This window comes from Granulicella sp. L46 (genome assembly GCF_009765785.1).
Taxonomy (GTDB): Bacteria; Acidobacteriota; Terriglobia; order Terriglobales; family Acidobacteriaceae; genus Granulicella.
Genome location: NZ_LMUT01000009.1, coordinates 1 through 19,790 on the forward strand (window position 1 = coordinate 1; position 19,790 = coordinate 19,790).

Below are 19,790 nucleotides of genomic sequence, written 5' to 3' on the forward strand. Positions count from 1 at the left end.
CATCTACGCCTTCAACCCCATCCCCCTCGCCCAGGCCGTCACCACCCAACCCCGCCTCCTGCTCGTCGCCCGCTCCCTCCTCCCCCAAATCCAAGCCACCTACACCTTCCAACCCATCGCCGCCTCCCCCACCCTCGAGCTCGGCCTTATCTCCCGCCAGCCCTAACGAGCATTTCCAACCACCTCAGACAAGATCCGGCCTCTGAACAAACGCCAACGGCGCGACACCATCACAGCCTGGGGCGCAGCCCCAGGAAAACAATCCGATAGATCTTCAAGGGCTGAAGGCCCGACTACCCCGAACGCCCGGCCCAACAAATACCGCCCAAATGTTTGACCCCGACCACTCTTTCCCGGTAAACTTACATAGTTTGGCGATGCCGCGGGATTCCTCCCGCTGCATGGGCAGGCGGAGACCCACCCGATGCACCGCATCGACCAGGTCCATCCCCAGCCGGGCAGCCCCCCATACGACATCTTGTAGAGGCACTTTGCAAAGAACCCGCAGAGCCGCCTTTCAGAAAATAGACCGGCATCGTGTGGTTTTCCACGCCCTGCCCTGAGGTTTCAAGCTATGTACGCAGTCATCAAGACCGGTGGTAAGCAATACCGCGTCGCTCCCGGCGATACCGTCCGCATCGAAAAGGCCGCCCACGAAGACGGCGCCATCACCTTCTCCGACATCGTCGCCTTCTCCGGCGAAGAGGGCAAGTTCGAGAGCGATCTCGGCGGCGCCAAGGTCCTCGCTGAAGTCGTCTCCGAAGGCCGCGGCGACAAGATCCTCGTCTTCCATTACAAGCGCAAGAAGCAGTACAAGAAGATGCAGGGCCACCGCCAGAGCTTCGTCGAAGTCAAGATCAACGAAATCGTCATCGGCGGCAAAAGCTTCAAGGCCGACAAGAAGTAACCGAGTTCGAAAAGATCATTCCGTGGCGAAAGCCCGGCAACTGGTTTAGAGATAGGTCCAGGCTTTAGCCCGGACAACCAGGCAAAGAAATCGATGGGGCTTTAGCCCCTGGGACTAAATGCTCCGCCGGCAGGACCGGCACGAAAGAGATACAGAAATGGCACATAAAAAAGGTCTAGGCTCCTCCAAAAACGGTCGCGACTCAAACGCCCAGCGACTCGGCATCAAACGCGGCGACGGCGAAACCGTCACGGGCGGCAGCATCCTCGTCCGCCAGCGCGGCACACCGCACAAGGCCGGCCTCAACGTAGGCCGCGGCTCCGACGATACTCTCTACGCCAAGGTCTCCGGCGTCGTGAAGTATCAGAACAAGGGCCAGCAAGGCCGCTTCGTCAACATCATCGCCACCGAAGCCGTCTCCGCCTAACCAAACCTTCGCTCCAAGCAAAAGCCCCGCGCAAGCGGGGCTTTGTGCGTTCCGTTTCATCTTTCAAGCAGCCGCCGTTGATCTTCATCCTCAAAATAACCGAGCTTGCCGGCCACGCAGGACAAGACCGTTCCCATGCCCGCGCCGATAGTCTCACGCAGTGCCTCCGAGAGTTCGACTTCCTTCGCGTCCTTCGAAGCATCTTCCGAGATGACCCAGCACTTTTCGGGCGCGCCCTTCGAGCGTAGCAACTTTAGCCACTCGTCTGGGGTATGGGCGACCTTCGGAAGGACAGCCTTCGCATGCTGAACTTCAAGATCACAATAATGAGCAAGCGTCTTCAGATACTCTTTCCGCCGCTTGGGATTCGCAAGAAGCATCGCAACACGCTCTCGCTTGCTGGCTACAACGAAGCTGCGAACGAATCCTTCCTCGTGCGCGTTCATCCCTAGTCCTTCCCCTCAAGCGGCCAACTCAACCGATCGATCGTGAACGTATCTCGGGTCGTGCAATACCCGCCCGCGCCATGCATCCTCCCAATCAGCCGCAGCTGAGCCGGGTCCACATACAGCTTCGCCAGATTCGCAAACGCCGACTCGCGCACATGCGCATACACAATCCGCCCCAACACAATCGTCCCCGTCCCGCCCGTCTCAATCACTTGGAATAGCTTGCACTCCAGCCCCACCGGCGACCCCACAATCCGAGGCACATCCACCACTTCGCACTTCGTCAGCTCGAGCCCCGCAAGCTTCGTCTCATCGGTCCCGCGCGGCGCATTCGTCGCCGTAATATTCATCGCCTGCGCCAGCTCCTCCGGCACCAGGTTCACCACAAACTCTCCCTGCGCCCTGATATTCGTCAGCGTATCTTTCCCCTCGCGATCAGCCGCCGCCGAGAACCCAATCGCCACCAGCGGAGGATCCGCCGACAGAATATTAAAGAAAGAAAACGGCGCCGCATTAATCCCTTCCGGATCGCGCGACACCACCCACGCAATCGGCCGCGGCATAATCACCGACGCCAGCAGCTTGTACCCATCCGCCTTCGACATCGCCCCTAAATCAAAATGCGCAAACCCATCCGCCATTCAACGCTCCTAACGCTTTCTCTACGCTCTACCCTTTACACTCTATCCCCTGCTCTTACCACCGGTTTCCCCTTCTCATTCCACTCCACGAACGCCGCCGGCATCTGGTGGTCGTGCGTAAACAGCACCAGCCACTTCTCGGGAATCGCCCGCGCCCAAAACCTCTTCCGCTCAGCAATACAAGTCAGCGGATCAAGATCATAGCCCATCACCCACGTCGCATCCAGGTGATGATGCGTCGGCACCAAATCGCTCACATAGCACGCATGCTCCGCAGCTCCTCCATGCGCCCGCGCCTCAATATGCACGCCCAGCAAACTCGCCGTATGGCCCGGCAAATTCTCCACCGACACTCCCGTCACAATCTCCGCGCCCGTCTGAATCGTCACTGCTGGCAAACCCTCCCCACCCCGCAACCGCACATCGTCCCGCGTAAACCCATCCTTCCCCCCAAGGTCAATCAGCGTAAGCTGTCCACTCTCGATCAGCGGATCGTAGTTCGGCGTAAGATAACTCACCCGATCGCGCTCCAGCTGCAACCGCCCATGCGCCAACTCCCCCGCCGCCGCAAAGTACCGCGCATTCGGAAACGTAGGCCGCGAAACCCCATCCGCCCCCAGCGTCGTATTCCATCCACAGTGATCGAAGTGCAGATGCGTATTCACGACGTGCGTCACCTCGTCCACGCGCACACCCGCAGCCGCCAGCGACGCCGGCAGCCGCTCTTGATTCTGAAAAATCTCCCGCATCTTCGCCGGCTGTTTATTCCCAATCCCGGTCTCGATCACCACCACCGCCGACCCCGTCCGCACCACCACCGTATTCAACCCCAGCAGGATCCGATTCTCCGCATCCGCCGGCGCACGCTTCTCCCACATCGGCTTCGGCACGACGCCAAACATCGCGCCGCCATCCAGCAGATACGTTCCATCGCTGCAAATAATCAGTTCCAGGTCGCCCAGCGTCCGCCGCGCCCGCACCAATTCCCCGTCGTTCGCCGCACCCGCCGGATGCCGAGCCCCATCAGCCTGTTGCATCCCGCGAGTATACCGCCCACCCAACACACCATACCCCGCGCCCCAGGCCAATAATCGCCCGGTTCGCGCCGCCATCTTCTCACTCTACAAACTCGCTCTACGAAGCACGCCTACGAAGCCAGCACTACGAACCTTTGGTCGCGCTTGCCACGAGTTCCGCCGCAGCGTCGCTCTCCGCCAGCATTATCCCTGGCGTCTCGGCAATCATCTCCATCGTCGCCGCCGCAGATCCCGCCAGCGAAGCCGACACCGGCTCCGGGTTCATCGCTCCATCCAGCGCCGCCGCCGCCGCCGCAACCTGCGCCGCCGGCGAGTCCAGATTCGCCGCCGCCGCCACGCCCGATGGCACACGCTTCATCTGGAAGCATGACCGGCACAGCACAGGACGTCCCTGGGTTGGTTTGAAAGGCACCGTCGTCTCAATCCCGCACGCCGAACACGACGTTCGTGTCTCCGTGCGCGAGAACGGCAACGGTGTCGCACCGTGCGCGCTTGCAGTTCTGCCCAGCCCCGCCCGCTTTGCCTTACACAGCTTGCAGCGCTTGGGGTCGTTCTTGAACTGTTTGTCGTAGAAGAAAATCTGTTCCCCGGCAGTGAAAACAAACTCGTTGCCACAGTCGGAACACTTCAGCAACCGATCGTCGAATTGCATGGCGCCTTCTCCCAGTCATGCGGGATAAGGATGAATCGCAGCCGGTCCTTCAGCTGGCCCGGTATGCGTGTTCAAACCTGGTGTTGCATCCTACAGGGCCCGGCTCTGCCAATTCCGTCTGTTCTCTCGCTGTTGTCTGAGGAACGTACGGTATTCGACGGGGGGAAAATGCTACCGTGCAGCATTCGCCCCCCGTCGAGTTCTTCCGTAATCCGCGCAAAGCCAACCTCGCTCCGCAACGGCCATCCTTGTTGCAAAACTCTACTCCTTGCGGAGTGAGTTAGTCCTGCTCTTTACGAACCTTTTTACGGTTCCGCTTGCGTGCGAGTGCTTCCTTCACGCGTTTCTTTTCGCCTGGTTTCAGGTAAAAGGAGTGGCGCTTGACCTCTTTGATAATGTCTTCCGTCTGCACCTTCCGCTTGAAACGACGAAGAGCATTCTCCAAGGGCTCGCCTTCTTGAACACGAACTTCTGCCAAGATTGAATACACCTCCAAACCTGCCAAAATGGCTATCTATTCAGCATACCTCCAACTGTTCGGTTTTCGCACTAGAAAAATCGTTCCAACTCAAGGAATTCTGCTACTTAGCGTCCCCGAATCTGTACGGTGGGGTCCCCTATCGCCGCACGACGCGAACCACCCTATCCACACACCACACCGTGCGCCCAGTCCGCACCACGCACCGGTGCCCCATCCGTACGCGCTTTTGCGGCGGCAGGAAAGTAGTTCCCCACCACGCGAAGCCCTCTCCGCGTCCGCGCAGCACCTAGCCACCAAGGCAACTCTATCGCCGTCCGCGCAGGACTTTCGAAGGGGCACGGCTGATAGCCCAAAGCTTCAGCCTTGGTCTCCGTGCCATAAACAGCAGCGTCGAAGACGCCCCCTCGCTGCCGCAGGCCGGAGCGGAGCCGCAGGCGCAGCGACCAAATCGCTCTCTCCACGAACCCCCACAAACTCAAGCGAGCCGCGCAAAGCCCCTCGCCGTCCGCGCAGGACAAATATACTTAATCCCATGATCCGCTCCTATCGCGGCATCGCCCCCACCATCGCCGCCGGCTGCTACATCGACCCCTCCGCCCAACTCATCGGCGACGTCCACCTCGGCCCCCAATCCTCTCTCTGGATGAACGCCGTAGTCCGTGGCGACACCAACCGCATCCGCATCGGCGCCCGCACCAACATCCAGGACTGCGCCGTCCTCCACGGCATGCGCAACCTCCACCCGGTCCTCATCGGCGACGGAGTCAGCATCGGCCACAACGCCACCGTCCACGGCTGCACCATCGAGGACAACGTCCTCATCGGCATCGGCGCCACCGTCCTCAACGGAGCCTACATCGGCGCCAACTCCATCATCGCGGCCGGCGCCCTCATCCCCGAGCGCAGCCAGATCCCACGCAACTCCCTCGTCACCGGCATCCCCGGCAAAATCCTCCGCACGACAACCGAAAAGGATCTAGCCCTGATCCAACTAGCCGCCAACAACTACCTCGACTACATCCAGTCCTACCTAACCGAACCCACCCCGTAAGCCCCGCCGGATTCTATTCCTGAATGCCGGGATTTAAGGTTTTTAGTAAGGCTTCGATCGCGTCCAATTCTTTCCTCAGGTCCGAGTCTTTCGAATCAAACTTCAGTTGGCTTACATCCCTAGGGACATGCCTTATGTTCATCGTCGCTATCTCGGACCCCATCACGACAAACATGTAGGTAGGAATAGTCTTCCAGAAGGTACCCGACGCAGGGGCTCATTCCACGTCCAGGAAAAGGCGTGCCCCGCCACGTGAAGGCCCCCCGCCGTCGCGCTGGACCGAAGTCCCTCGCCGTCCGCGCACGACTCTGTTATACAGCTAAGATCATGAAAATCTGGGTTTCGGTGTTGCTGAGCACCTCTCTCCTGGCTTCTGGCTCCGGAATCTCGCGCGCGCAAGCGCCTCCACCGCCCGTCACCGCCACCAAATCCCCCGTCCTCCTCCCCACCGACTACCCCGGCGAATCCTACGTCCTCGACCACCTCAATCGCATATACACCTTCGCAGCCGACGGTACCGGCGTCCGCGAATTCTCCGGCGTCGTCGAAATCCGCAATCAAGCCGGCGTCAAAGCCTTCAGCGTCATCCCCTTCGACTTCGCGTCCAACTCCGAGCACGTCGAGATCGACTACGTCCGCGTCCGCCACGCCGACGGTTCCATCATCACCACCTCCGCCTCAGACGCCCAGGAACTCCCCACCGAAGTCACTCGCGAAGCTCCCTTCTACAGCGACCTCAAGCAGGAGCAGATCCCCGTTCGCAGCCTCCAGCCCGGCGACCTCCTCGAATACAAACTCCGCATCGTCCGCACCAAGCCCGAAGCCCCCAATCACTTCTGGGGCAACGAATCCTTCTTCCTCCCCTCCCACAACATCGTCATCCGCGCCGAGGTTGTCGAGCTCCACGTTCCCAAGGACACCTACGTTCAGGTCTGGAGTCCCAACTACAAGCCCACCCTCACCGACACCGCCGCCAGCGGCCCCAATGGGACAGCAGAACGCGTCTACCGCTGGCAGTCCGCCCAGCTCGCTCCCACCGCCGGCCAGAAAAAGAACGCTCTCCTCAAACTCGACAACAACCCCACCCTCGGCACCAGCGACGACCCGCCCCTCCCTCAAATCGCCTGGACCACCTTCCACAGGTGGCAGGAGGTCGGCGCCTGGTATCGCTCCCTCGAAGGCTCCCGCACCCAGCCCGACGACGACAGCCGCGCCAAGGTCCTCACCCTCACCGCCGGCAAATCCACCCCAGACGAAAAGGCCCGTGCCATCTACGCCTACGTCAGCTCCCAGGTCCGCTACATCGGCGTAGCCTTCGGCGTCGGTCGCTTCCAGCCTCACTCCGCCGGCGACGTCCTCAGCAACCAGTACGGCGACTGCAAAGACAAGTCCACCCTCCTCATCGCCATGCTCTCTGCCGCCGGCATTAACGCAGACGCCGTCCTCATCGGCGCCGGCATCACCTTCAACGCCGCACTCCCCTCGCCTGCATCCTTCAACCACGCCATCACCCTCGCCCACATCGACGGCAAACCCGTCTGGCTCGACTCCACCGCCGAAGTCTCTCCCTTCGCCCTGCTCAACCCCATCCTCCGCGGCAAGCTGGCCCTCGTCATCCCCGCCACCGGCGATGCCCAGATCGAAACCACTCCCAAAGACCCTCCCTTCCCCTTCGTCAATACGTTCGACGCCACCGGCACTCTCGACGACAAGGGCACCTCCCACTCCCACATCGTCATGACCCTCCGCGGCGACGATCAGGTCACCGTCGCACAGGCCGTCCGCACCGTCTCTCCCGCGCAGTGGGATGAGCTCATGCAGCGTTTCTCCTACGCCATGTCCTACGCAGGTAAAGTCACCAACGCCGAGTTCTCCCGCCCCGACGACACCTCTTCTCCCTTCAAAATCACTTACGACTATGAGCGCGAAAAGGCTGGTGACTGGGACAACCTCCGACTCATCCCTCAACTCTCCCCCATCGGCCTCCCCGACATCGACGAAAAAGATCCGCCCGTCACCCCCATTCCCCTCGGCACGCCTCACCTCGCCACCGACCACGCCGTCATGACCCTCCCCAAAGGCTGGTCCGCCAACCTCCCGCCTTCCATCCACGTCAAGACCAGCTTCGCCACCCTCGACAAAACCTACAAGCTCGAGAACGGCGTCCTCACCACCGATCGCCGCGTCGAGATCCTCCAGCGCAACCTCCCTGCTTCCCAATGGCCCGACTACCACAAGTGGTTCAAGGACGCAGGCCTCGACGGCGAAACCTACATCCAGCTCACCCCCTCCGCCCTCAACGGAACCAACTTCGCAGCTCCCACTGTCACCGAAGACGATGCCACCGCCGCGGACGACATCCGCCAGGCTTCCCGGGCCGAGCGCAACAAAGACTGGGACGGAGCCCGCACCCTCCTCGACAAAGCCCGCGCCCGCAACTCCAACCAGCCCTTCCTCTGGAGTAACTACGCCGCGCTCGCGCTCCACGATCACGACACCACCTATGCCATCGTCAATCTCCAGAGAGAGCTCTCCATCCATCCCAACGAAGACAATGTCGTCCGCATGCTTGCCTCCGTTTACATGACCAACAGCAAGCCCGCGGACGCCATCACCACCCTTCAGGCCGCGATCGATCGTAACCCCACCAACACGTCCCTCGTCCTCTATCTCGCCTCTATACACATTCAGCGCGCCGACAACCCCTCCGCCGAAAAAGTCCTGCGCGCCGGCCTTGTCGCGACGCCTGACAGCCCTCCCCTCCAGATGGAGCTAGGCAAGGTCCTTGTCCGCGAGCAAAAAACCGCCGAAGGCGAAACTCTCCTCAAGTCCGTCATCTCCACCAGCACCGACCCCCTCCTCCTCAACAACGCCGCCTACGAGCTCGCCAACAACTCCCTCGATCTTCCCCTCGCCGAAACCGCCTCCCGCCGCTCCCTCGATATCCTCGACGAAGCCTCCAACAACGGCGAAACCGGGCCCAAAGCTATCGAGCGCGCCGCCTTCATCGTCTCCGCATGGGACACCTACGGCTGGATCCTCTACCGCGACAACAAAATCACCGAAGCCGAGCCCTGGGTCCGCGCCGCCTGGCGCAATAGCCAGTCCGCTGAACCCGGCTACCACCTCGCCATGATCTTCAAAAAACAAAATCGCCTCCCCCAAGCCCTCCATCAACTGGAGCTCGCTTCCAAAGGTAGGCGCGGAGACGACGCCGTCGCCGTTCAGAAGCTCATCGACGACGAAACCGCCAAGATCCGCCCATCCGTCCCGCCCACCCCCGCAAAAGAGCCCGAGATGCAAGCTAGTCCGCAGCTCTCCTACACAGTCACCCTCAAAAAAGACCCCGAAATAGAACTTCATGATCAGCTCTCCTACCAGGTCCCTCTGGGCGACCTCAAGCCGAGCGGTGGCGGCTCCGCAGCCGTCGAAATCGACGTGACCAACCAGGGCATCACCGCCTTTCGCATCGTCAGCGGCGACCAAAGCCTCCAGCCCATTTCCGACGCCCTCCAGCGCCTGAACCTCGATCTTCAGCTACCCCCCGCCAGTCATGCCAAACTCGTTCGCCGCGGTATCCTCGCCTGCCATACCGGCTCCGACTGCGCGCTCCTTCTCCGCTCCACCGACGGCAACTGATTGACGACCAAGCCACTGTTCTCCACCCGCCCGCATCTCACCTAGGTCAAACCACTCTCACCCGAAAGCGAGCCGCACCTCATGGCAACGAAAGAAAAAGACACCACCTTCACCAAAAAGCAGCTCATCGATCTCCTCAACGAAGATCTCCAGCGCGAGTTCCAGGCCATCATCGCCTACGTCAACTACTCCCAGTGCCTCAAGGGTGCGGCCTACATGAACATCGCCAGCGAACTCGAAGTCCACGCCAAGGAAGAGCTCGGCCACGCGCTCAAGCTCAGCTACTGGATCGACCTCCTCGGAGGCACCCCGGCCGTAACCGCCAAGCCCGTCAAGACCAGCGACAAGGCCACCGACATGCTCCGCTTCGACCTCGAGAACGAGAAGGAGACCATCCGCAACTACCGCCGCCGCGTCCGCCAGGTCGACACCCTCAACGAGTTCGCCCTCGGCGAAGACCTCCGCGAGATCCTCCGCGACGAGCAGGACCACCTCAACGCCCTAGCCACCGCCCTCGGCGAAGACACCCCCGACCCCGGCATCGCCGACTAGCCCCAACCTCGCAGATCTCCGCACAAAGAAAAAGCCGCTCGCATCCAATGCGAGCGGCTCTTCGTTTCATACAAAATTCACTCACATCGGAGGCGGAGTCAGCACAACCGCGAGCGCCTGTTCCTTCGGAGGCCGATTCCCCGCTGTATCGTGACGCGCCTCCGCCTTAATCTGCTCCTGCGCCGCCTTCGCGTTATTTTTCGCCGCCTTGGCCTCAGCCTTCTGCGTCTTCCGCTGCGCCTTCACGTCCGCCCTGCACATCTTTTGCCCCGAATTCGCGCTCGTCGTCTGCACCTGCGCCACCGCGCCACCCGACATCACCAGACCCGCGCCCAACACCGCTACCCAAAGTCCTCGCATCCGACTACCTCCCTCACCGCAGCATGACCGCCCAAGCCAACCGCCAAATCCCAACGCCACATCTACCACCTACGATGCCGCCTCGGCCGCCCCGCGATGCCATCACCCTACTCCAAAAATGAAAAGGTCCGCAACCAGTGCGGACCCTCCCAACCCACTTTCACATCCCAGCAACCGCTTATCCGTCCGACCGCCGCATTCCCAGCCAAGCCGCCACGCCCATCAACTCCACGACCAGCACCATTTCCAGGTCAAACGCCATACTTCCAAAGCTCGGCCGCACATGCGGAGCCAGCCAGCACAGCGCCAGCACCAACCCCACCGCCGCGACTCCAGCCGTAATCTGTCCCACACTCCGCTGCGTCCGCACCTTCGGCTTCGCCGGCAACGCCGCCCTCACCTTCGCCGCAAAGTCCGCCGGCACCACCACCTCCGGCTTCCGATCCAGCGCCCGTGTAATCGCGCCTTCGAACTCATTCGCATCGCTCATCGCAACCTCTCGTTCCTTCATACTCGACCCACCATCATCTGTCGCATCACTCCCCCAACCGTCCTACGCTTCTCCATCTTCTCATCCCCGGCCTCGTCGCTAACGTTCGCCATCGGCGCAGGACCTCGCCGTCCGCGCAGCGCTTCGGCTAACCGCTTCCGTCCGCGATGCAGATGCGTCCTCACCGTATTAATCGGCAACCCGAGCGCCGCAGCAATCCCCTCATAGCTGACCTCCTCCTGGTGATACAGCACCAGCACGGCCCGCTCCATCTCCGGAAGCTCCCGCAGCGCAGCCTCCACCGCCGCCTGCACCTCGGCATCCTCCATCCGCTGCTCAGGATTCCGCGCATGCTCGGTCAACTCATCCCCGGCAAAGCTCTCAATCCACCCAGCGTCATTCTCTTCTTCCACTGCCGGAGCCGTCGCAATCACCGAGCGCTCCTTGCGCCGCCGCTTCCACTCATCCTGCGCAACATTCACCACAATCCTATACAGATAAGTAGACAGCGCCGAATCCCCACGAAACTCCGGCAACGCCCGATACAGCCGCAGAAACACCTCCTGCGCCAAATCCTCCACCTGCGCCCCCGTCCCGGTCAGACGAGTGAGCGTGCGAAACACCATCCCCTGATGCTCTCGCACCAGCGTCTCGAAGTTCTCCGGCGATGTAAGGTCACCGCGCATCCATACCGTCTCTCTCTACGCTCTACTCTCTAATCCTCTACACTCTGCCCCTAAGACTTCATCATCCTCCAAAAGTTTCACGCCTGCACCTGAAACTTTCGCCCACCCCTGCAGTCGAAGCCCCACAGAAAGCAAGCTGCCGCCCAGACGCCGCAGCCAGGAGCCTCTCATGATTCTCGACAACGGCATCAGCGAAACCTTCAACAGCCCCTTCATCGTTCCCGTAGCAAGCTTTGTCATGGTCCTCGGCATCGTCGCCGTCGGCAGCTGGTCCAACGCCCGCAAGCGTGAGCTCGAAAGCCAGGAGCGCCTCGCCGCCATCGCCAAGGGCCTCGTCCTTCCGCCCACCGCGGCCGAGATCGCCGCCGCCCAGGGCCGTCCCGCCATCAGCCTCGTCCGTCGCCGCGCCAACATCCGCCTCTCCGGCATCGTGCTGCTCGGCGCCGCCGTCGGCATCGCCCTCTTTTTCATCGCCCTCGCCACCATCCTCAACGAGCGCGACGTCCTCTGCGGAGCCGCCTGCGCCCTAATCCCCCTGGGCATCGGCGTAGGCTTCCTCATCGACACCCGCATCCAGTCCCGCGAGATGGACGAATCCTCCACCCCACCCCCCACCAACCATAACTTCACCTCGTAGCCACCGACACCCAAGGGCGGCAGCGAGCCTGTTTCTACAAACAGCAATCGGAAACATCGCGGCGCACCGTCCCCCAAGTCCGTCAGCCTTACTTTGGCGGTATCATCACTTGCTCATAGACTCGCTCGAGCGGTTCAGGCGTAACGCTTACCTTCCCTCGGTACGGGTTATCCAGAACGGCCACCAGATAAATCAGCAGACCCAGCAAGCTCGAAAACAAGACCGTCATCCAGAAGTGCATTCTGAAATTTTCAGTATGGTAAAACCAACTGACCGCGATGCAGATAAACGCGCCTGCCAGCACCAACGCCCATAGGGGTCCGGGCATCTCCTCCGAGACGCTGTTCAGCCGCACCCTCCGGCTTTCCGTTAGCTCGTTGAAGGTTCGATAAGCCTCTGCCGCCAGAATCTTCTGTCTCTCGTTCTGCGGCTCAAACGACATAAAGTGTTCCTGAAACTCGCTCAACACCGCGCCCTCGTCGTTGAGGACGATTCCCTGCCGCTGTAACGGCCATCCCACATCGATAACCTGCTTCGCGTACCGGCGCAAATCTTCCTGCATGATGCTGCGCGCAGGTTCGGGATAGACACTGATGTCGCGGTACAGACCAGCCAGCACCGCAGCCTCATGGTCGGTCTTACCTTGCACCTCGGAGTACGTCGCCCAAGCTCCAATCGCCAGCAGACCCACACTCACCGCATATAAAACAGTCACCCCCGCCATGTAAAAACCAACGATATCGTTGTGGGAATGCTCACCAGCGTGGACTTGCCGTATCCAGCCGCGCGTTGGGTACAGGCCAGCCAGGCCGATTGCCACAAACACCAGCACCGTCAGTATGCCGAACAACCAATTCGGAAGGTCATAGACCCAGTACAAATGCATTGACTTAATCCTCTGGAAATCCCTAAGTCTGAGTTCGAACGACGGGCAATTGGCTAAGACAATAACAGAAGTTACCCCATCCGCCACCAACCCGGGTGCACCAGAGCCTGTCCCTGAGCGCCGAAGGGGGTCCCGCTTCTGCGACCCGGATTTCCGTGACAGGACGTGAAATCCTGTCAACCCCCAAACCTCCCCAAAACCGCCAAACCCCCTATCAACACTGGCGATTTATATTTTCAAAACTTGGCATAGTTACCCCCACGCACTCGCTACAATAGATACAGACCCCAAAATCAAATCATCCCACCCACCTCGCCCAAAGACAGCGTGTAGCGAACTCCTTTGAAAGACATACTTTACCCGTAACCCTTTTCGCTGGACTACTTTAGACCATCTTTTGCGCAGACCAGGGGGGGGTACTTTCGCCTCTAACCGGTTATATTGCACGACTTTACGGGATAAGTCCTACTTGGAGGGGGGAGGGGGGTACACCGTTCCTCCGACGCCACGCGAAGCCCCTCGCCGTCCGCGCAGGACCTCCCGCCGTCCACGCAGGACCGATAGACTAGTAACTCTATGACTGAAAGCAAGAAAACCCCGGCCCGCCCGACCCTCAAGGCGGTCCGCGGCACCCGCGATCTCCTCCCCGACCAGACCCCCCTCTGGAACCACGTCGAGGCCACCGCCCGCGCCCTCTTCGCCCGCTACGGCTTCGGCGAAATCCGCACCCCGATCTTCGAAACCACCGAACTCTTCGCCCGCGGCGTAGGCGAAGAAACGGACATCGTCAGCAAAGAAATGTTCACCTGGGAGGACCGCGCCCGCGCCGCCAGCGAGAAAGCGCAATCCCTGACGCTCCGCCCCGAATCCACCGCAGGCGTAGTCCGCGCCTACATTGAGCACAAGTTAGGCGAAACCGGCCAGCTCCAAAAGCTCTACTACATCGGCCCCCAATTCCGCCGCGAGCGTCCTCAGCGAGGCCGCTACCGCCAGTTCTGGCAGATCGGCGCCGAGGTCATCGGCCCGCAATCCTCCGGCTCCGAATCCCCCCTCCGCGACGCCGAGATCCTCGAGATGCTAGCGTCGTTCCTCGACGAGCTAGGCATCCGCGACTGGCGCCTCGAGCTCAACTCCGTAGGCTCCTCCGAGGACCGCGTCCGCTACAACGCCGCCCTCCGCGAAGCCCTGCAACCCGTCAAGCACCTGCTGTGCGAAGACAACCAGCGCCGCGCGGAAACCAATCCCCTGCGCGTCCTCGACAGCAAGGACGAAGCCGACCAGGACCTCATCAACGCTCTCCCCAAGATCGCTGACTACCTAGGCCCGGAATCCGCCGCGCACTTCGCCCAGGTCCTAGCCGCACTAGACGCCTGCGGTGTCCCCTACAACCTAAATCCCCGCCTCGTCCGCGGCCTCGACTACTACACCCGAACCACCTTCGAGTTCACCGTAACCACCGGCCTGGGCACCCAGAACGCCCTGCTAGGCGGCGGTCGCTACGACGGCCTCAGCGAGATGCTAGGCGGCCCCAAAGCCCCCGGCATAGGCTTCGCCATAGGCGAAGACCGCCTAATCCTAACCCTCCAAGCCCAGGCCGAAGCCGACGCAGCAGCCGCACAAGTGTCCAGTCAGAATACCGGCGAGAATCCGGGTGCCCCTGGTCCCGCTTCTGGGACCTGGGTAAACGGGCGACCCAAACTAGACGCCTACATCACCCCCCTCGGCGTCGCCCAAAACCCCGCCGCCCTGGCCTTAGCCCGCGAACTCCGCGCCGCCGGCCTCACGGTAGAAGTAGGCGACGGCACCTTCAAGCTTCGCAAGTCCTTCGACATAGCCGACACCCTGGCGCGACACATCATCCTCCTGGGCGAAGACGAAGTATCCACCAACATCTACACCCTAAAAACCTTCTCCACCGGCGAACAAATCAAGCTTCCCCGAACCGAACTCTTCAAACATCTCGCCAGCTAGGCGCGCGCTAAGGTCTCCGGTAAACCGTAGGCCCGCGCAGAAAATCCGTCGGCCCCCCAATTGCTGCCCCGGCGATCGCACCGGCCGTGCCGCCGACAGCAGCACAGGCCTCCGTCGATAGCCCAGGGAAAAAGTCGTTAGGCTTCTCCTGCGCATGACCGACAATCGCGCCCACGCCAGCACCAATACCCAACCCGATTCCCAGGCCGACCAGCGTAGACCGCGTGTACCGCGTCAGCTTCACGCTCTTTACCTCGGCGCGCACAAACGAATACTGCGAACTCCCCTTCGAACACCGCAGCGTCGCATCATCCACCAAATCGATCGCGCACGTTTTGCTTTGCTTGTCGCCCGCCACATGCACCCGCGTACCCGCTGGCAGGTGTCTCACCCGATCCCAACTCCCGCCGGTCGCAGTGCTCTGCGCCGCTAACGAAGCAGTAACTCCGCACATAAACAGTACGAATATCAATATTTTCATGACGCAACTCTAGGCGTATCCAGCAAAATGTCCAGTGCTTTCTTCTGACAAATTGTGAAACGACCCTCAATCGCCCAACATCCTCATCGTGCAAACCTTCGCCACAGCGAACAGGTGAAGATCGTGCGAAATGCACGAGTGGGTTGGCTAAGGTCAAGCGTTACTCTGGAGAAAGAAGATCCTCGCGATAGATTGAGCGACAACCATGACACGCCAAAGAGCGAACCCACGAAGCCTCCTCTACCTTCTCTTTGGCGCCGCCGTCTACCTCTACGCAAATCTCTTCTTTTCCCCCCGCGTCCCGTTTCTTCTAGGTGGAGACCAGGTCTACTTCTGGACGTACGCGCAACGCATGCTCGGCGGCGCACGTGTCTACCAGGACTTCTTCCAGTTCACGCCACCCGGAACGAACTTTGTCTACTTGATTTTCTTCAAGCTCTTCGGCCCCAACGTGTGGGTGACCAACGCCATTGTCCTCGCACTCGGCATCTCCCTCACCTGGATTTGTTTCTCTATCGCCAGCGAGATCATGAAAGACCGATCCGCCTTGCTCGCGAGCGTTGTCTTTCTCGTCTTCCTTTACGGAAAGATGCTGAATGCAACGCACCACTGGTTCAGCCTCCTGCTGATCATGGCAGCAGTCAAGGTATTGATGGGCGGTCAACGCCCCGCAAGGCTTCTCGGCGCCGGTGCGCTCCTGGGTAGCGCAGCCTTTTTCACCCAGACCCACGGAGCCTTCGCCCTGTTAGCCTGCGCCACGTGGCTCGCTCTGTCGCACCTCCAGAAGCGAACACCAGGGGTGAATCTCCTAAAGCAGGAAGCCTTCCTGCTCCTCTCCTGCGTCGTCGCATGGTTTCTGCTGAGTGCGCCGACTCTCGCAGCCGTCGGCTTCCGGCAACTCTGGCACTTTCAAGTCAGCTTTGTGGGCCACACCGCCGTAGTGGCGTCGCTGGAAGGTGTACCCCTGGGGCTTCCGGCGCCTTTCTCCCTGCACACACTCCCCAGGCTCACCCCATACCTCGCTGTCTACATTCTTCTCCCCGTCATCTATCCCCTCACTCTCTGGCGATGCTGGCGCCAGCGCAACGACCAGTCGTTCGACCGCGCACGCGTTCTGCTTCTCGCACTCGTAGGAACTGTCCTCTTCGTCGAAGTCATGGTCAACGTCAACTGGCTCCGGCTTTTTTGCGTAGCCTCCCCCGGCATCATCCTCCTTTTCTGGAACGCCGAGCAATGGAACCTGATCCGGCGCCCTCTAATCGCCGTCGTGTGGATCGTCTGCGCCCTCCTCGGCATACGACAGGTTCGACTGACGCACCTCCATCAGCATTCGATCCTCCACCTGCCCGGCGGCACCGCCGCTACGAGTGCGCCTACCGATGAGAAGCTGCGCTGGCTCCAGGCCCACACCACCCCGGGACAGTTCTTCTTCCAGGCCGCGTGGACCAACGTCTATCTCCCCATGGGGCTCAGCAACCCCGTATTCGTGAGCACCGCCTACGTAGGCGACGGTATGACCTCTGAATACACCGCGCGCACCATCGATGAGTTGGACACAAAACGCGTGCAGTTCATCCTCTGGGATCCAAGGTTCGACTCCGCGAGGTACGCCGGCCCGCAGGTGATGCTGTTGCGCGACTATCTCCACAGCAACTACACCCAGGTCCAAACCTTCTCGGATGGCGAAACTATCTGGGAGAGAAACGCATCGCCTGGCCGCAACTGATCCCTCCGCGTTCTGTCTGCCAGCGCCAAAGATCGCTGCCGATAGCCCCTCGCATAACAGGCTTTCGTACAATAGAAGGATTGTGACTCTCGACTTTCTAGGTACGCTCCAACGCACGCACACCTGCGGCGAACTCCGCACCACCCACTCCGGCCAAACCATCACCCTCATGGGTTGGGTCAACCGTCGCCGCGACCACGGCAATCTCATCTTCCTCGATCTCCGCGACCGCACCGGCATCACCCAGGTTGTCCTCGACAAGGAAGTCTCCCCCGAAGCCCACGCCAAGGCCGAAGCCGCGCGTCCCGAGTACGTCATCGCCGTCACCGGCGTCCTCCGCAACCGCGGCGAAGGCCTCGCCAATCCCAACATGCCCACCGGCGATGTCGAGCTAGTCGCCCACTCCCTCCTGCTCCTCAACGACGCGAAGACCCCTCCCTTCTCGCCCGCCGAAGACGCCATCGCCAACGAGGAAGTCCGCCTCCAGTACCGCTACATCGACCTCCGCCGCGCCGAGATGCAAAAGAACTTCCTCGTCCGCAGCCGCGTCGCCATGGCCATCCGCAACTACCTCGTCTCCCAGGGCTTCCTCGAGATCGAAACCCCCTTCATGACACGCTCCACACCCGAAGGCGCACGCGACTACCTCGTCCCCAGCCGCGTCCATCCCGGACACTTCTACGCGCTCCCGCAATCGCCGCAAATCTTCAAGCAGATCCTCATGATCTCCGGCTTTGATCGCTACTTCCAGATCGCCCGCTGCTTCCGCGACGAGGACCTCCGCGCCGACCGTCAGCCCGAGTTCACGCAGATCGATCTCGAGATCAGCTTCCCCCAGATGTCCACCATCTTCGCCGTCGCCGAAGGCTTCCTCCACGCCGCCTTCCGCGCCGCCGGCATCGAGCTCCCTGACGAGCCCTTCATCCAGATGACCTACGACCAGGCCATCCAGAAATACGGCATCGACAAACCCGACATGCGCCTTCCTGCCATGGTCGACCTCTCCGCGACCATCACACCCGAACTCCGCGAGTCCCTCAAGATAGACCCCACGCTCCCCATCCTCGGCTTCACCATCCCCCGCGTCAGCACGCTCTCCGGCACGCAGCGCCGCGGCCTGGTCGACGAGATCCGCAAGTTCTTCGGCGACTCCGGCCTCGACTTCCTCGATGTCGCACGCCTCCGCACCAACGCCACCTTCGTCCCACTCGCCGAGACCATTGAAGGCAGGCTCAGCGCCGAGATGTCCCGCTTCAACGGTGTCTCCCACACCTCCGAAGACCTCGCCGTCGTCATCACGCCCAAGCCCGGCACCCCCGCCATGTGGAACTACGATCCGCAGTGGATCTACAAACGCATCGGCGCTCTTCGCCTCGAGCTCGCAAAGAAATTCGCCGACAAGCACAAGCTCTTCGAACAAACCCAAACCGCCGCCGACTTCAAATTTCTCTGGGTCACGGACTTCCCCATGTACGAATGGAACGAGGAAACAAAAACCTGGGACGCCGCGCACCATCCGTTCACCTCACCCCACGAGGAAGACATCAAATCCGGCGCGCTCGTCAACGACAAGGGCTCCGTCCGCGCCCTCGCCTACGACGTCGTCCTCAACGGCACCGAGCTAGGCTCCGGCTCCATCCGTATCCATCGCAAAGACGTTCAGTCTGAGATCTTCCGCTCCCTCGGCATGTCCGACGAAGAAGCCAAGGCCCGCTTCGGCTTCTTCCTTGACGCGCTCGAGTACGGCACACCTCCGCACGGCGGCATCGCCCTCGGCCTCGATCGCATCGTCATGATCCTCGCCGGCGCGCAATCCCTCCGCGAAGTCATCGCCTTCCCCAAAACGGCCAAGGCCATCGACCTCATGGTCGACGCACCCACCACCGTAAGCGACGCCCAACTCCGCGAGCTCAGCCTAAGGACCGTCACGCGTTCCTAACACAGCAGTTGGAAGACCGGCGCAAACGAAGTTTCCCATAACACCGTTTTCGGGGAACGGAGCTGTCGCCAAGAGAAATCAGGTTTTCGTCACTAATCCGCGACCAGCGGCCCGCCGACATATTGGACGGTCTATGTGTTCAGTTAAACGCCCCTGAAGATAGTTCTTCTCTTAGCGTTCTGATCTTCCAAACCCATCGGACCAGCGAGGCAAAGCCAAACAGAGGCACGGCGATCAATATTAGACCTGCCGCGTAGTCGAACCAAGTCGTCCTGTAATCACCGAATACTGATTCAAAAGGCCGAAGGTTTAGGAGGATGCCTTCGGAGGATGCTCGCTTTCGAAGGTCTTCGAGAGACTTGAATTCAGTGACTTTGTTTTGCTTTGTGTCGAGTTCAAAGTAGCTATCTACAAACTTCGACTCCTGCCCTATGCGTCCAAAATAGCCCGTATCGCTTGCTCCAAAGATGAGTGAGTGCGAGACCTGCAACTGTCGAACCCCGAACACGGCGTCATCTCTTGAGGCGATTGAGCCGTTGCTGGCCTGTGTTTTTGGGTTATAAACCGTGCCTTGGTCGGTGGTGTCGATCATGTTCAGAGCGTAGCCGTTAGGGAGAGGCGTTTGCCAGCTGTCGCCTAGGCCTGGATCCCGATCAAAAACTAGCGAGTTCACGCTAGCGTATACAACAAACCATGCCCCGGCGAAGAGCGCACACATGAAGGGAAAGAGAGCGGAGGCGACGACAGCTCGCTTCCGGCGTCGTCCGGATCGACTCGT

General features: G+C 60.9%; 21 protein-coding genes. 9 read left to right on the forward strand and 12 right to left on the reverse strand.

Annotated features, from left to right (window positions below):
• Positions 1-574 precede the first annotated feature (574 nt).
• The gene (rplU, locus tag GSQ80_RS06635; RefSeq protein WP_158786880.1) at positions 575-907 is read left to right on the forward strand and encodes a 50S ribosomal protein L21; all 333 of its coding nucleotides are present in this window, start codon (positions 575-577) and stop codon (positions 905-907) included.
• Positions 908-1,064: 157 nt separating this feature from the next.
• On the forward strand, positions 1,065-1,334 hold the full coding sequence (rpmA, locus tag GSQ80_RS06640; protein WP_158786881.1) for a 50S ribosomal protein L27: 270 nt from the start codon (positions 1,065-1,067) through the stop codon (positions 1,332-1,334).
• A 56-nt stretch (positions 1,335-1,390) separates the two neighbouring features.
• On the opposite strand, the gene GSQ80_RS06645 is transcribed toward rpmA, so the two are convergent.
• The 6 genes from GSQ80_RS06645 to GSQ80_RS06670 form a co-directional block, all read right to left on the reverse strand.
• The gene (locus GSQ80_RS06645; protein ID WP_158786882.1) at positions 1,391-1,780 is read right to left on the reverse strand and encodes a hypothetical protein; all 390 of its coding nucleotides are present in this window, start codon (positions 1,778-1,780) and stop codon (positions 1,391-1,393) included.
• A 2-nt stretch (positions 1,781-1,782) separates the two neighbouring features.
• Positions 1,783-2,424: a flavin reductase family protein gene (locus GSQ80_RS06650; RefSeq protein ID WP_158786883.1), complete on the reverse strand. Its 642-nt coding sequence runs from the start codon at positions 2,422-2,424 to the stop codon at positions 1,783-1,785.
• Positions 2,425-2,459: 35 nt separating this feature from the next.
• Complete coding sequence (locus tag GSQ80_RS06655; RefSeq protein ID WP_158787333.1) at positions 2,460-3,461, reverse strand: MBL fold metallo-hydrolase; 1,002 nt, start codon at positions 3,459-3,461, stop codon at positions 2,460-2,462.
• Positions 3,462-3,585: 124 nt separating this feature from the next.
• Complete coding sequence (locus tag GSQ80_RS06660; protein ID WP_158786884.1) at positions 3,586-4,113, reverse strand: zinc-ribbon domain containing protein; 528 nt, start codon at positions 4,111-4,113, stop codon at positions 3,586-3,588.
• Positions 4,114-4,393: 280 nt separating this feature from the next.
• Positions 4,394-4,591, reverse strand: coding sequence for a 30S ribosomal protein S21 (gene rpsU / locus GSQ80_RS06665; protein ID WP_014267628.1), 198 nt, complete (start codon positions 4,589-4,591; stop codon positions 4,394-4,396).
• A gap of 164 nt (positions 4,592-4,755) precedes the next feature.
• Complete coding sequence (locus tag GSQ80_RS06670; protein ID WP_158786885.1) at positions 4,756-5,055, reverse strand: hypothetical protein; 300 nt, start codon at positions 5,053-5,055, stop codon at positions 4,756-4,758.
• A 71-nt stretch (positions 5,056-5,126) separates the two neighbouring features.
• Between GSQ80_RS06670 and GSQ80_RS06675 the strand changes: the two genes are divergently transcribed.
• From GSQ80_RS06675 to GSQ80_RS06685, 3 genes are all read left to right on the forward strand, one after another.
• Positions 5,127-5,645, forward strand: coding sequence for a gamma carbonic anhydrase family protein (locus GSQ80_RS06675; protein WP_158786886.1), 519 nt, complete (start codon positions 5,127-5,129; stop codon positions 5,643-5,645).
• A 240-nt stretch (positions 5,646-5,885) separates the two neighbouring features.
• Entirely contained in the window at positions 5,886-9,284 is a 3,399-nt protein-coding gene (locus tag GSQ80_RS06680; protein WP_158786887.1) for a DUF3857 domain-containing protein, read from the forward strand.
• Between the two features lie 81 nt (positions 9,285-9,365).
• Positions 9,366-9,836, forward strand: coding sequence for a bacterioferritin (locus GSQ80_RS06685; protein ID WP_158786888.1), 471 nt, complete (start codon positions 9,366-9,368; stop codon positions 9,834-9,836).
• A gap of 81 nt (positions 9,837-9,917) precedes the next feature.
• Here GSQ80_RS06685 and GSQ80_RS06690 read toward each other — a convergent pair whose 3' ends face one another.
• The 3 genes from GSQ80_RS06690 to GSQ80_RS06700 form a co-directional block, all read right to left on the reverse strand.
• The gene (locus tag GSQ80_RS06690) at positions 9,918-10,196 is read right to left on the reverse strand and encodes a hypothetical protein (protein WP_158786889.1); all 279 of its coding nucleotides are present in this window, start codon (positions 10,194-10,196) and stop codon (positions 9,918-9,920) included.
• Positions 10,197-10,374: 178 nt separating this feature from the next.
• Positions 10,375-10,686, reverse strand: a complete 312-nt coding sequence (locus GSQ80_RS06695) for a hypothetical protein (RefSeq protein ID WP_158786890.1) — start codon at positions 10,684-10,686, stop codon at positions 10,375-10,377.
• Between the two features lie 17 nt (positions 10,687-10,703).
• The gene (locus GSQ80_RS06700; RefSeq protein WP_158786891.1) at positions 10,704-11,372 is read right to left on the reverse strand and encodes an RNA polymerase sigma factor; all 669 of its coding nucleotides are present in this window, start codon (positions 11,370-11,372) and stop codon (positions 10,704-10,706) included.
• Positions 11,373-11,541: 169 nt separating this feature from the next.
• Between GSQ80_RS06700 and GSQ80_RS06705 the strand changes: the two genes are divergently transcribed.
• Complete coding sequence (locus tag GSQ80_RS06705) at positions 11,542-12,009, forward strand: DUF6249 domain-containing protein (RefSeq protein WP_158786892.1); 468 nt, start codon at positions 11,542-11,544, stop codon at positions 12,007-12,009.
• Positions 12,010-12,097: 88 nt separating this feature from the next.
• Here GSQ80_RS06705 and GSQ80_RS06710 read toward each other — a convergent pair whose 3' ends face one another.
• Positions 12,098-12,895 carry a DUF4239 domain-containing protein gene (locus GSQ80_RS06710; RefSeq protein WP_158786893.1) on the reverse strand — a complete coding sequence of 266 codons (798 nt, stop codon included), beginning with the start codon at positions 12,893-12,895 and terminating at the stop codon, positions 12,098-12,100.
• Between the two features lie 576 nt (positions 12,896-13,471).
• Between GSQ80_RS06710 and hisS the strand changes: the two genes are divergently transcribed.
• Positions 13,472-14,866, forward strand: coding sequence for a histidine--tRNA ligase (gene hisS, locus GSQ80_RS06715; protein WP_158786894.1), 1,395 nt, complete (start codon positions 13,472-13,474; stop codon positions 14,864-14,866).
• Between the two features lie 7 nt (positions 14,867-14,873).
• Here hisS and GSQ80_RS06720 read toward each other — a convergent pair whose 3' ends face one another.
• Positions 14,874-15,347: a hypothetical protein gene (locus tag GSQ80_RS06720; protein ID WP_158786895.1), complete on the reverse strand. Its 474-nt coding sequence runs from the start codon at positions 15,345-15,347 to the stop codon at positions 14,874-14,876.
• Positions 15,348-15,552: 205 nt separating this feature from the next.
• Here GSQ80_RS06720 and GSQ80_RS06725 point away from each other — a divergent pair, with 205 nt between their 5' ends.
• Both GSQ80_RS06725 and aspS read left to right on the forward strand, forming a co-directional pair.
• On the forward strand, positions 15,553-17,073 hold the full coding sequence (locus GSQ80_RS06725; RefSeq protein WP_158786896.1) for a glycosyltransferase family 39 protein: 1,521 nt from the start codon (positions 15,553-15,555) through the stop codon (positions 17,071-17,073).
• Positions 17,074-17,155: 82 nt separating this feature from the next.
• A complete protein-coding gene (aspS, locus tag GSQ80_RS06730) occupies positions 17,156-19,012 on the forward strand; it encodes an aspartate--tRNA ligase (RefSeq protein ID WP_158786897.1) in 1,857 nt (618 codons plus the stop codon).
• A 139-nt stretch (positions 19,013-19,151) separates the two neighbouring features.
• Here the strand turns inward: aspS and GSQ80_RS06735 are convergent, their stop codons facing one another.
• Positions 19,152-19,604 carry a hypothetical protein gene (locus tag GSQ80_RS06735; protein WP_158786898.1) on the reverse strand — a complete coding sequence of 151 codons (453 nt, stop codon included), beginning with the start codon at positions 19,602-19,604 and terminating at the stop codon, positions 19,152-19,154.
• Positions 19,605-19,790 lie beyond the last annotated feature (186 nt).